The organism is Streptomyces sp. NPDC088157 (assembly GCF_044741545.1).
GTDB lineage: Bacteria > Actinomycetota > Actinomycetes > Streptomycetales > Streptomycetaceae > Streptomyces.
On sequence record NZ_JBIUSU010000018.1, the window covers coordinates 13,369 to 26,577 of the forward strand.

Genomic DNA, 13,209 nt, shown 5'->3' on the forward strand with positions numbered 1-13,209 from the left:
TAGGGTGTATCCAACGGCCCCCGTTCATTCACCCGTCCGGGCAGGCGCTCGGAGTGAACCGAGGGAGCGCAGGGGGGCGCGTTCGTTCCGTGATCTGTCCCGCTGATCATCCCGCCCCTACCGTCGGACGCAGGGCACGGGCGCGGCGGGAGGTAGGACGATGGCGGGACGAGGCCCGCGGACACCGCGGCACGACTTCCTGCGGGGCGCGACCCGGCATTCCCCGCCGGATCTCCCCGGTATCTCGGACACCTCGGAACCCCCGGTCGCCTTCGCCGCTCCTGACGCCGAGGCCTGTCTCGTCCGTATCCGCGACCTCGCCGGCCGGCCGCGCGGCACCGGCTTCGTCGCCGACCACCACGGCACGGTGATCACCAGCCACGAGGCGGTCGACGGCCTGCCCCGGCTCGTCCTGTACGCCGCGGGCGACCGCAGCTGCGTGGTGACCGCCGACGCGGTCACCCCCGTCCCGGAACTCGACCTGGCCCTCGTGCGCACCGAGGGTCTCGGCGTGGCCCCGCTGCCGGTGACCGTGCGGGAGGGCGTCGAGACCGGCAGATACGTCAGGCTGGCCGCCGGCTGCTGGCGCGAGGCGCGGGTGCTCGCCGAGACGTCCGCGACGTACACGGCCACGGACCGCTTCCACGTCCTCGACGGCGCCCTGGAGCTGGCGATCGGCACGGCGGGCCGGGACGCGCTGCGGCTGGGCGGGGGCGCGGCCGGGGGACCGGTCCTGGACGCCGGGACGGGCGCGGTCGTCGCCGTCCTCGGCACCGCGCTCCGGTCGGGCCACCGCGACGTCGGCTTCGCGGTGCCGCTGCGTCCCCGTGTCCCGGGCGCCGACGACATCCCGACGACCGGAGACAACACCGCGGACCCGCCGCCGAGCGGCCGTGCGAGCGGCGGCGAGGCCATGACAGCGTCGCCCGGGGAAGCGGGGGAGGCGCTGACGCGTGCGGGTGCGGATGTGGGTACGGGTGGCGGCTCCTGTGCCTTCGGCGCTGCTGGTGCTGGTGCGGCGGGGATTGGGGCCGTGGCGTGGGCGGCCTCGCGGGCGGCGGCCCCGGCCGGCGGTCCGCTCGCCGAGCTGCTCGCCCGTAACGCGGCCACCGTGCCCGCGTACGGCGCCGACCTCAACCTGGCGGGACTCCTCGAACTGACGGCCACTTCGGTCGGCTCGGACGGTCCCCCCGGGGCGCTGTCCGGCCACCTCGGCAGCACCGGGACCGACTCCTTCGCGGTCGAGGTGGAGCCGGTCGAACGCGTGGGACCGGCACGGGAGTTCGCCGCCTTCGCGACGAGCCCGGCGGCCGTCCTCGGTCTCGTCGGCGCACCGGGCAGCGGCCGTACGACGGCCCTCGCCACCCTCGCCGCGCACCGCGCCCGGGGCGCGCGGCCGGCCCCCACGCTGTGGCTGCGCGGCGCGGACCTGAGGGGCGGGGACGACTCACTCGCCGACGCGGCCCGCCGCGCGCTGAACCGCGCGGCACGCATCGTGGCAGCCTCCGGTTCGGGATCGGCGTCGGCATCGGCAACGACGTCGGGTTCGGTGTCGGGCTCGGGTTCGGTGTCGGGCTCGGGTTCGGGTTCGGGCTCGGGTTCGGTGTGGGGTACGGCAGCGGTGTCGGTTGCTCGGCGGGTGTCGGGATCCGTCCCGTCCGGAGCCTCGGGCGCGGGCGGCCTCGGTGACGTCACTCCCGAGCGGCTCGCCCGCTTCGCCCGGGCCGTCGGACGTCCCTTGTTGCTCCTCCTCGACGGGCCCGAGGAGATGCCCCCGGTCCTCGCCCACCGGCTCGCCGAGTGGACCGAGGGCACGGCGGACTGGTTGCGGGAGACGGGGACGCGGCTGGTCGTGGCGTGCCGGGCGGAGTACTGGGAACGGGCGGGCGCGGAGTTCCCGCCCGAGCTCCTGTACGGGAGCGCGACGGCCGGGGACACGCTCCCGCCCTGCGTCCGCCTCGGCGACCTCACCGCCGACGAGGCCCGCGAGGCCCGCGCCCGCTACCGCCTGCCCGAGGCCGCGCTCGCGGCTCCCGACGACCGTCACCCCCTCACCCTCCGCCTCCTCTCGGAGGTCCGCGCCGCCCTCCCCGGCCCGCCGACCCCGGCGCCCGTCGACCGCGACGACGTCCTCGCCGCGTACCTCGACCTGATGTGCCTGCGCGTCGCGGTACGCCTCGCCGTCGAGAACGGGCTGCGCGGCACCGCCGTACGACGCCTCGCGGCGAAGGTCTCCGGCCAGGTGCACGAAGCCGCCCGCCGCAGTCTCGGGCCGGGGCAGGGCGAACTGGACCGGGCGTCGTTCGAGGCGGTGTTCCCCTGGGGCCCGGCGCCGGCCCGGCTCGGCGGCGGCGCCGGATGGGCGTCCGCCGTCCTCGCCGAGGGCCTCCTCGTACCCGCGGGCCGTGGCTACCGCTTCGCCCACGAGGAACTCGCCGACTGGATCCAGGGCATTCATCTCGACCTGGACGGGGCCCTGCGTGCCCTGGTCCACCGCCGTCGCGCGCCCGACGGAGGGCACCCGCTGCCCGTCCCGCACCATCGGGTCGGCCCTGTGGTGCAGGCTCTGCTGCTCCTCGCCCGCCAGCAGGGCCCGCACCAACTCGCCTTGCGACTGCGTGAGTTGATCCATGCGCTGGATGCCGAACCGGACTCGTGGTGGGCCGCTCGGCTGCTCACCGAGACCCTGCTGCGCGTCCCGGACGCGACGCCGTACACGGGTGTCCTGCGCCTGCTGGCCGATCTGATCGGCGCGGGTGCTCAGACACACGGCCGGTTCGCGGACTTCGGCCCGGCGTTCTGGGCGGAGCTCGCGCTTCCGGCCGACGCCCGCCTCGACCTCCTGCGCCGTCTGGTCCTCGCCGACGGCGCCCCGCACGACGCCGACGGGCCCCGCTACCTGGACGTCGTCGCCCGGCTGCTCGCCTCCGACGCCACAGCCGTACAGCCGTACCTCACCCACTGGTTCGACGACGAGCGGCCGTTGCCCGCGACCCCGCACGCCACCGTGGCGACGGCCGCGCAGGCGCTGCTGCACACCCACCGGCACCGGGCGCTGGACGACCTCACGGAGGTCCTCGTCGACTGCGCGCATCCCCGCGCCGACGAACTGCTCGCCGTGCTGGCCGAGGACGAACCGTCCGCCCTGTGCCGGGCCGTCGACCGGTGGTCGCACGACGAACGGCCGCCCCGGCGGGTCGCGGCGGTGACGTCCGCACTGCGCGCCGCCCCCCACATCCGGACGGAGGCGGACCGCCGGCTGCTGCGCTACGCGGCCCTCGTCCTGCTCGCCCGCCCCGCCGACCACACCCTGCACGGGGGCGCCCTCGCGCTCCTCGTCAGGGACCCCGAGACCCGCTCCCGGCACCTCCCGCAGACCCTGGAGCGGTTCGCGGAGGGCGACCCGCAACTGCCGCCGAGCGCCCTGCTCGCCGCACTGAGCACCCACCCCGAGCCGGTCCTCGACGCCTTCCGGTCCCGACTGCTCGGCCCCGGCCGCGCGGACCCCGGCAGCATCCTGGGCGCGCTCGCCGACGTCACCACGCCCGCCCTGGCCCCCCGGGTCGCCGCCCTCGTCCGGGAGGCGGTGGAGCGGCGACCGGAGGCCGCCGGGCACGTGGCCGAGTACGTCGACCGGCGCCTCGACCACGGCGCCGGCGCCCGGGCGGTCCTCCTGCCGCTGGTCACGGGGATGCTGGACGGCGGCGGGCCCGAGCAGGTGCGGGCCGCCCTGGCCGGCGTACTGGCCGCCCCCGGCCCTCCGGAGTCCCGGCCCCTGCGGGACGAACTGCTGGAGCACCTCCTCACCCGGGAACGCGACCCGGCGGTCCTGGACGCCGTGCTGCACGCGGCCGCCGGGCGCAGCGGCGAGGAGCTGCGCGCCCTCGTCCACCGCACCGGTCTGCTCCTGGTCCGCACCCCCGAGGGCGCGACCCGCTTCGACCGCGGCCTGGTCGAGTTGGCGCGGCACGTCCCGGGTTTCGCCGTCCGGGTGGTGGACTGGCTCACGGCCGCGCCGGAGGAATGGGCGGCCGTGGTCGGCCCCAGCGCCCGCCGGACGATCGAGAACGCGGCGGGGGTGCGGGTGTCCGCGTGACACGTCGTTCGCGTGGCCCGGATCACGTGGGTCGGGTCACAGCCCCCATGCCGATGCGGGCCGGAGGCACCCGGCATGGCACCCTTGGTCCTGCGTAAGAGGCAATGGCAGATACGGACAAGGGTTCGAGGAGCGGTCACAGTGCAGCGCTGGCGTGGCTTGGAGGACATCCCCGAGGGCTGGGGACGCAGCGTCGTCACCATCGGTTCCTACGACGGGGTCCACCGCGGGCACCAGCTGATCATCCGGCATGCCGTGGACCGCGCCCGCGAACTGGGCGTTCCCGCCGTCGTCGTCACCTTCGACCCGCACCCCAGCGAGGTCGTCCGCCCCGGCAGTCACCCCCCGCTGCTCGCCCCGCACCACCGCCGCGCCGAACTGATGGCGGAACTGGGCGTGGACGCGTCGCTGATCCTTCCCTTCACCACGGAGTTCTCGAAGCTGTCCCCGGCGGACTTCGTGGTCAAGGTCCTGGCCGACAAGCTGCATGCCAAGGCGGTCGTCGAGGGCCCGAACTTCCGCTTCGGCCACAAGGCGGCGGGCGACGTCGAGTTCCTCACCGAGCAGGGCAAGGTCTACGACTTCGACGTCGAGGTCGTCGACCTGGTGCTGTGCGGTGAGGCGGGCGGCGGTCAGCCGTTCTCCTCGACGCTGACCCGGCGGCTGGTGGCCGAGGGCGATCTCGCGGGCGCCGGGGAGATCCTCGGCCGTCCGCACCGGGTGGAGGGGGTCGTGGTGCGCGGGGCGCAGCGGGGGCGCGAGCTCGGTTTCCCGACGGCCAACGTCGAGACGCTGCCCCACACCGCGATCCCGGCGGACGGCGTCTACGCGGGCTGGCTGCACGCGAACGGCGAGGCGATGCCGGCCGCGATCTCCGTCGGGACGAACCCGCAGTTCGACGGTACCGAGCGCACGGTGGAGGCGTACGCCATCGACCGCGTCGGCCTCGACCTCTACGGCTTGCACGTCGCCGTCGACTTCCTCGCGTTCGTGCGCGGGCAGGCGAAGTTCGAGTCGCTGGAAGGGCTGCTGGAACAGATGGCGAAGGACGTGCAGCGCTGCAGGGAGCTGGTGGCGGCGGAGTAGCCGCTCCGCGGGTCCGACCCGTGAACGGCCGAAGGGCGGCCGGTGTCCTGGGACACCGGCCGCCCTTCGGCGTTCTCACTGCTGCGGTGGCTGGCCCGGCTGGCCCGGCTGGCCCGGCTGCGGGGCCTGGGGATGTTGCGGGTAGCCGTAGCCGGCCGGGGGATACCCCGGGTGCGGCTGCTGCGGCTCCTGCGGCTGGGCGTACGGCTCCTGCCCTGGCTGCGGTTGCGGATACGGCTGACCCTGCTGCTGCGGGTACGGCCCGCCCTGCGGGGGGTACGGCTGGCCGGGACCGGGCTGGGGCGCCTGCGGATACGGCTGGCCCGCCTGCGGCGGATACGGCTGCCCGGGCATCTGCTGGCCCGGCATCGGCGGGGCGGCCACCGGCGGCGGGTTGCCGTCGCTGGTCCACAGTCCCTGGCGCTGCTGGTGGCGGATGAAGTCCTCCGCGACCATCGCCGTGAGGTTGAAGTACGCCTCCCGGACCTTCGGCCGCATCATGTCGAGGTCGACCTCGGCGCCGGCCGCGAGGTGCTCGTCGAACGGCACGACGACGACACCGCGGCAGCGGGTCTCGAAGTGCGACACGATGTCGTCCACCTTGATCATCTTTCCGGTCTCGCGCACTCCGGAGATGACGGTGATCGACCGCGAGACGAGCTCGGCGTATCCGTGCGCGGACAGCCAGTCCAGCGTGGTGCTGGCGCTGCTCGCACCGTCCACGGACGGTGTGGAGATGATGATCAGCTGATCGGCGAGGTCCAGCACACCGCGCATGGCGCTGTAGAGCAGACCGGTACCGGAGTCGGTGAGGATGATCGGGTACTGGTTGCCGAGCACGTCGATCGCGCGCCGGTAGTCCTCGTCGTTGAAGGTCGTGGACACGGCCGGGTCGACGTCGTTGGCGATGATCTCCAGTCCGGACGGCGCCTGCGAGGTGAACCGCCGGATGTCCATGTACGAGTTGAGGTACGGGATCGCCTGGACGAGGTCACGGATCGTCGCCCCGGTCTCGCGCCGCACACGGCGTCCGAGCGTGCCGGCGTCCGGGTTGGCGTCGATCGCGAGGATCTTGTCCTGGCGTTCGGTGGCGAGGGTGGAGCCGAGCGCGGTGGTGGTGGTCGTCTTGCCCACCCCGCCCTTGAGGCTGATCACGGCGATCCGGTAGCAGGACAGCACCGGCGTGCGGATCAGCTCGAGTTTGCGCTGCCGCTCCGCCTCCTCCTTCTTGCCGCCGAGCTTGAAGCGGGAGGAGGAGGCGGCCGGCCTGCCGCTCTTCGCCTTCTGCTTCTTGTTGTTGAGCAGCCGGTCGGAGGACAGCTCCACGGCGGCCGTGTAACCCAGCGGCGCGGCACCGGGGTTGACCGGCTGCCGCTGGTCGTGCTGGATCGGCTGCGGCCAGGCGGCCCCGGCCCGGGGATCGACGGGCTGCTGGGGCGGCTGCGGGGCCTGCGCCGTGTCGGGCGCCGGCGGCTGAGGGGCGTGCGCGGCCGGCGGCTGGGACTGCGGGAACTGCCCGGGGTAGCCCTGAGGCGCGCCTTGCGGGAAACCCTGAGGGGCGGCTGCCGGGGGCTGACCGTCCGCCTGCTGCGGGATGCCCGGGTGCGGGAGGCCGGGGTGCGGGAGGCCGGGGTGCGCCTGCGGTGCCGGGGACTGGGGGAAGCCGTATCCGCCGGGAGCGTGGGGATGGACGTCGGCGGGCGGCTGCGGTGCCACAGGGGCAGGCTGGGGGGTGTGGGCGGCGGGGGGTGCCGTGGGGCCGGTGTTCTGCTGGGGGAAGCCGTAGCCGCCGGGGGCCGCGGGTGCGGCGGTGGGTTGAGGGAAGCCGTAGCCGCCGGAGGCGTCGGGCGCGGACGGCTGGGGTGCCGGAGGCGCCGACTGCGGCGGGGTGTGGGCGGCGGGGGGCGCCGTCGGGCCGGTGTTCCGCTGGGGGAAGCCGTAGCCGCCGGGGGGTGCCGGTACGCCGGTGGGCTGTTGCGGGAAGCCGTAGCCGCCCGGAGTGTCGGGCGCGGGCGGCTGGGGTGCGGGAGGCGCTGCGTGCTGCTGGGGGAAGCCGTAGCCGCCGGGGGGTGCCGGTACGCCGGTGGGCTGTTGCGGGAAGCCGTAGCCGCCGTGGGCGTCGGCGGGCGGCTGGGGCGCCGACGGGGCCGGCTGAGGCGCGGGGGCCTGAGCGACACCGGGGTGCGGGAAGCCGTAACCCGGCTGCGGGACAGGGGGCTGCTGGGTCGCCGGGGCGGGCGCGGGCGGCTGGGGGAAGCCGTGACCCGGCTGCGGTGCGGCCGGGCCCTGCTCCGGGGCCGACGGATTCCAGCCGACCGGCGCGGGCGGGGCTGCCGGTGGCTGAACGGGCGGCTGTTGGGCGGGCTCGGGTGCCGCCACGGCATCGGCGGGCTGCGGCTGTGCCGGCCACTGGGCCGCGGCTGCGGGTGCCGCCGGCTGGTACGACGGCGGCAGCGGGGGCAGCTCGCCCTGCGGGGCGGGCGGAGGGGTCCAGGCGGGCGGCGCGGCGGGAACGGCGTCCTGGGGCGCGTTGTCCTGGGGCGTGTTGTCCTGCGGCTCGGCGCTGCCCGTCGGCGCGGCATCCGAGGGTTCGTCGGCGACGGACTCGTTCCGGGAGACCGTGTCCTCGACGACGGCAGCGCCGTCCGGTGCGGAGCCCGTCACGGCAGCGGCGTCCTGAACCGCCGGCTCGTCACCTGCGGCAGCGCCGGAGGCGGCCTCGCCGGCCTCCGGCCCGGCGACGGCGGGTTCGGGCCCGGTGCCGCTCTCGTCGGTCGTACCGTCGGCCTCGACTTCTGGCTCGGCAGCCGCAGCAGAGGTGTCCGCTGCGTCGGCCGTGTCCACGCCCTCGGACGGCACGGAGCCCGGCGAGGTGGAATCGGCAGACCCGGCGTCCGGCTCGGCAGGCTCCACGGGCTCGGCCTGTACCGCCGCTGCGTGCTCCGCGATCTCCCGCTTGAGGGCGGCCGAGGAGAAGCGCATGGTGGCACCGCTCTCCAGGTCCCCGTTACCGGCACCGCTCTCCTCGGCGCCCGCCGAACCCTCCGGGGCTCCCCAGTGGGACTGGGCCTGCTGCTGGTGGGGCTGCGGTTGAGGCTGAGACTGCGGCTCGAACCCGCCGCCCACCGGAAGGCCCGGCACGGCGGCGGAGCTCACGCCGGGAGGCGCGGCGGGCGGAGCAGGAGGAGCAGACGGCGCCGCCGGAGCGACCGGTACTTCAGGTGCGGTCAGGGTGAACGCCGCCTCCGACGCGGGAGGCGCGGCCGGTGCGAACGGCACCTCCGGCGCGGGCGGTACGGCCTGAGTGACGGGAACTTCCGGTGCCGGCGGTGCCGGCGGTGCCGGCGGTGCGGGTGGCGCTGCCGGAGCGGACGCAACCTCTGGTGCGGCAGGTGCGGGCGGCGGGAACGGCATGTCCGGTGCATGCGGTGCATGCGGTGCGGCCGGGGTGAACGGTGCCTCCGGCGCGGGCGGCGTGGCCGCAGTGACCGGAACTTCCGGTGCAGGGCTCGCAGCCGGCGTGAACGGCACCTCCGGGACAGGCATCGCGGGCGGTGCGGCCGGCGTGAACGGCACCTCCGACGCCGGTGCTGGCGCGGGCGGTGCGGGTGGCGCAGCCGGGGTGACCGGCGGGCCGGGCGTGCCAGGCGCCCCCGCGTTCGCCCCGGGGCCCGCGCCTGCCCCCGCGTCAGGCGCCGGACCCGGCCCGCCGCCCGTGTTCTGCGTGTACCAGGCCGGCGGCGCGTAGTCGATGGTGAACTCGCCCGTCGCCTCGACGGCGGACTCCGCGTCGGGCTGGTCATCGCCGGGTGTGGCCCAGCCCCCGCGGATCCCGTCCCGATCGCTGCTCACAATTCCTCCTGGTGTGGTCGAGCACCCTCATGCCGTGCGGGGGCGACCATTCGCTTGTCGTCCTTGAGTGGTTCGAGGCCGTCTGACGTCGTCCGATGCGGCCCTTCCCGGGAGACGCCGACGTCCACCCCACGGTTTCCGGCATCGCGCCCCGTACCAGCCTAATCATCAGACGGCCCGGCACGGCAGGCCCGCCCACCCCTCAGCACCAGTCCACCATGTCACGCACCCCCAGAGGGCCGCGCATGCGCTTCGGAGCACTCGACAAAACGGCCATAGCGGCCGAAGTGCCGCACGGGTAAAGGGAGAAGCCGCCGAGACCGACGCCTCAGTCCATCCGTCTCGGGGTGCCCAGCAGCCCGATCTCCGCATCCGTGGGCTGGGTCATCACATACTGCCGGTCCCGGTCGGCGCACCACAGTGTGAAGCCGTCGGCGAGCGAGGGGAGTGCTTCGACGTCCCGTCCGGGCAGCGCCAGCGCCCGGCCCAGTTCCGCGGCCTCGTCCGGCGAGATCCGCTGCACGCCGACGAGCCGGGCCTGCCGGACCAGTAGGGGCGCGACCGGACTGAGATAGGGCAGCAGCGTCAGCACGGACTGCCACGGGCCGGAGGTGACCCGACCGCGCGGCGGCCGCATCCCGCAGTCCCGCACCACCAGCACGGGCGTACCCGCCGAAGCGCCCTGCGGAGGCACCCGGCCGACCTCGTAGACGGCCAGGCCGTTCTGCCCGCCGCCCATCGCGTGCACCATCTGCACCCAGGCCTGCGGCCGTCCCGTCTCCACGGCGACCCGCGCCCCGGTCGCCGCCGTCCTGAGCGCGAGCACCTGCGCGGTCCACAGACCGCCGATGAGGACGACGTCGTACGGCGTGGGCCGGTTGATGCCCAGCACGGCGGGCCGGCCCTCGGCGCCGACGCCGATGACGACACCGTCGTCCCCGATCGGCAGCGCGAGCGCCGCGAGTTGGTCCGCGGACACCGAGTGCCGTCCGTGCCGGGGCCCGATCAGGCCGAAGCCGCTGCGGGGAGAGCGGCGTCCGGAGCGCCCGAAGCGCCCGGACCGGACGGCGGACGGCTCCGGTTCGCCGGGAGCGGCGGCTCCACGTGTCGTCGTCGCCGTCACCGGGCACCTCCGAGGGGCAGCGTCGCGAGCATGCCGGGCACCTGCTCCCGGTCGAGACGGGCGAGTCCCGCGCCGGTGTGCCGGGCCGCGCCCTGCACCGCCCGCCGGGCCGCGACGAGTTCGTCGTCGCTGCGCCCCGTCACCCGGACGTGCCCGGACAGGAACACCTCCTGCCGGTCACCGCGCGCGAGGGTCACACTGAACGTGGTGGCGAGCGCGGGAACGGCCGTGACCAGGGCGACGAACTGCGGGAGCGACGGGCCGTCGCCGCCCAACGCGGGCCACCGGCGCATCCAGTACGTGGTGTGACGGCGGTTGTCGCAGCGCCAGCTCCGGCCGGACTCCTCGGTCCGCCGCTCCACCGTCCCGGTCCGTCCGGCCTCCGCCGTCACCAGCGGGTTGGCGCAGGCGGACGTGGCGAAGGCGGCCGTCAACTCCTCCTCGTCGAGGACGGTCGCCCGGAATCCCGCGCCGGTCAGCCGGCTCGCGAGGTGGTCCACCGCTCGCACGACGCACTTCTGCGCCCCGACCAGCCCACCCCCGCGGACGGCCACGGCCTCCGGACACAGCTCCGGATCCAGCTTCAGCGCGATCCAGGTGATCCGTACCGCGGGCGCTCCGGTCTGCTCCTGCAGGGGCGCGTAGTTGGCCACGGCCACGGACTGCCGGGGCAGGTGCAGAGCGGGCGCGGGCTGTGTGTGCAGCACGATCTGCGCGGACTCCAGCCGGATGCCGTCCACATCGAGGGCGTCCCGCACCAGGGCGAGCGGCAGCGGCTGCCGGCCGCGCTCGGAGCGCATCGCGGTCGCGTCCGCCTCCACCTGGAGGACGGCGGTGACGAACGTGCCGTCCCCGACGATCCCGACGGGCCGCCGGTCACGGCCGCCGTACGCGTACGTGCGCAGTCCGGGATCGCACTCCACGACCGGTCCGAACCCCGGTTCCGTCCCGGGCGGTATCTCCAGCCGGTCGGCCAGCCGCCGACGGGCCTTCAACTCCCGTGCCGTGGCCAGCCACTGCGGAAGCGTGCGGCCGCGACGGCGGACGAACGCGAGGGCCACCAGCAGGGCGGCCACGACCACCGCCGCCACGAGCACCGCCGGACCGATCACCCAGCCGACGAGCAGGACGGCGGCCGCGAGCTCCAGGAGGAGGAGGCGTTGCAACCGGAATGTCCCGCCCTGCCCGGCCCGCGTCCTGAGGTGGAGCGCGCCCGATGCCGAGGACGACGCGGACCGCTCGGGCGGCCGCGGACCGGGAGTCGAGGAACCCCGGCTCCGTGACCGGCCGTCGGAGCGCACGCCCGTACCCGAAGCCCTCACCGCGTCCCCCCGTTCCGCTCACATCCCGCCCGTGTACCAGCACCGCACAGGCACTCCACGGCCCAGGAACCCTACCCGCTCCTCAAGTCCCCACGGTTACCGGGCATAGTAGGTGGCCGCTCTGACATCGGAGACGGGGAGTCGGGTCACCCGCGCCGCGGATCGCGCGAATCGGCCGGAAAACGGGGAGAGACGGGCACAGATGGCATCTCGGCGGGACCAGCTCAACGCCTACACCTTCGCGAAGCGGCGGATGCTCGCGGCCTTTCTCCAGTCGTCGCCCGACGGCTCGGAGGAGGGGGCGCCGCGGCCGGTGCGCGCGATCCTGCCCGGGATCGTCGTCGGGGTGCTCGTCATGGCCGTCTTCGGAGCGTGGGGCATGTTCCGACCGACCGCCCCCAAGGGCTGGGACGTGCCCAACGCCAAGGTGATCGTCGCGAGCAAGTCCACGACCCGCTATGTCGTGCTGCGGACCGGCGACGAGGTCCAGCTGCACCCGGTGCTCAACATGGCCTCCGCCAAACTGCTCCTCGACGAGGGACAGGGCGACGTGGTGACCGTCTCGGAGTCGGTGCTCGACAACGGCAAGATCCCGCACGGCGTCACCGTGGGCATCCCGTACGCCCCCGACCGGCTGCCCTCGGCGTCCGAGGCGGGCAGCACGAAGCGGTGGGTGGTCTGCGAGCGGCCGAGCGCGGGGGGCGGGGGTTCCGTCCAGAAGGCGGCGCTGGTCCTGGCCGCCCGGGAGAAGGACGCCACCGAGGGCGCGGAGCGCCTGCGCGGCGGCCAACTCCTCTACGTGGCGGATCCGGACGGCAGGCGCTACGTCGTGGACGCGGGCGGCACGGCGTACCCGGTGGGCAAGACCGACGAGTTGCTGCTGCGCGCGGTGGTCGGCTCCGGCCGCGAACCCCAACGGGTGTCCGCGGAATGGCTGGCGACCCTGCACCAGGGCGACCCGATCGCCTTCCCCGACATCCCCGGTCAGCCGGGCGGGGCGGCCGGCGCGCCGGGCCAGTTGGACACGTCGGCCGACAGGGTCGGCATGGTGCTCAAGGCGTTCGACAACAACACCGAGCAGTACTACGTGGTGCTGAGCGGCCGCGTCGCCCCCGTGTCCGCCTTCGTCGCCCAGCTCCTGCTGTTCAGCAAGGAGCTGGCCCCCCTCGGCCAGGCCGGCCACGCCCGTGAGCTGAGCCCCGGCGCGATCGTGCCGGGCCAGGCGTTCGGCACCGAGCGTCGCTGGCCCACCGGTGACCCCGCGCCGGTCAACGACGCCTCGGGGGCCGCCGGGAGCCGCAGCACGGTCTGCACCGTCCTGCGCGGCGTGAACGCCGGCTCGGGCGCCACGACCCTGAGCACCTGGGCGGGCACGGACTTCCCGGCCAAGCTGCCCACCGGCTCCTCCAGCGCCTATGTGACGCCGGGTTCCGGCCAGCTCTACCGCCAGTTCCAGGGCGAGGCGACCAAGGCCGGCCCGGTCTTCCTCGTCACCGACACGGGTCTGCGCTACGTGCTGCAGTCCAACGGCGACAGCGCGACGGACGACGCGGGCATCGGCACCACCGCCGAGCAGCGCGCGAAGCAGCAGCAGGAGGCCCAGCAGGCCCAGACCCTGCTGGGCTACAAGGACATCGATCCGGCTCCCGTCCCGGCCGCCTGGTCGACGTTCCTGCCCACCGGCCCCCGTCTGTCGACGGCGGCGGCCCGTCAGCCCCAGGGCTCGTGAG

General features: G+C 75.1%; 6 protein-coding genes. 3 read left to right on the forward strand and 3 right to left on the reverse strand.

All coding sequences use genetic code 11. The features are described 5' to 3' along the window. Positions 1-160 precede the first annotated feature (160 nt). Positions 161-4,096 (forward strand): trypsin-like peptidase domain-containing protein, encoded by a 3,936-nt coding sequence (locus ACIPFH_RS42025; protein WP_401835224.1) that lies wholly within the window; start codon positions 161-163, stop codon positions 4,094-4,096. A 141-nt stretch (positions 4,097-4,237) separates the two neighbouring features. Further along, positions 4,238-5,182, forward strand: coding sequence for a bifunctional riboflavin kinase/FAD synthetase (locus tag ACIPFH_RS42030; RefSeq protein WP_401835227.1), 945 nt, complete (start codon positions 4,238-4,240; stop codon positions 5,180-5,182). Between the two features lie 75 nt (positions 5,183-5,257). Here the strand turns inward: ACIPFH_RS42030 and ACIPFH_RS42035 are convergent, their stop codons facing one another. From ACIPFH_RS42035 to eccE, 3 genes are all read right to left on the reverse strand, one after another. Next, the gene (locus ACIPFH_RS42035) at positions 5,258-9,034 is read right to left on the reverse strand and encodes an SCO5717 family growth-regulating ATPase (RefSeq protein ID WP_401835230.1); all 3,777 of its coding nucleotides are present in this window, start codon (positions 9,032-9,034) and stop codon (positions 5,258-5,260) included. Between the two features lie 328 nt (positions 9,035-9,362). Continuing rightward, the gene (locus ACIPFH_RS42040) at positions 9,363-10,157 is read right to left on the reverse strand and encodes a hypothetical protein (protein WP_401835232.1); all 795 of its coding nucleotides are present in this window, start codon (positions 10,155-10,157) and stop codon (positions 9,363-9,365) included. After that, positions 10,154-11,458, reverse strand: coding sequence for a type VII secretion protein EccE (eccE, locus tag ACIPFH_RS42045; RefSeq protein WP_401835234.1), 1,305 nt, complete (start codon positions 11,456-11,458; stop codon positions 10,154-10,156). Before eccE ends, ACIPFH_RS42040 begins: the two co-directional genes overlap by 4 nt. Before the next feature lie 223 nt (positions 11,459-11,681). On the opposite strand from eccE, the gene eccB reads away from it, so the two are divergent. Beyond that, on the forward strand, positions 11,682-13,208 hold the full coding sequence (gene eccB / locus ACIPFH_RS42050; protein WP_356255850.1) for a type VII secretion protein EccB: 1,527 nt from the start codon (positions 11,682-11,684) through the stop codon (positions 13,206-13,208). Position 13,209: the final 1 nt, after the last annotated feature.

Coding starts and splice junctions, on each gene's coding strand:
- eccB (WP_356255850.1), top strand. CDS start 11,682: ATGGCATCTCGGCGGGACCAGCTCAACGCCTACACCTTCGCGAAGCGG.
- ACIPFH_RS42025 (WP_401835224.1), top strand. CDS start 161: ATGGCGGGACGAGGCCCGCGGACACCGCGGCACGACTTCCTGCGGGGC.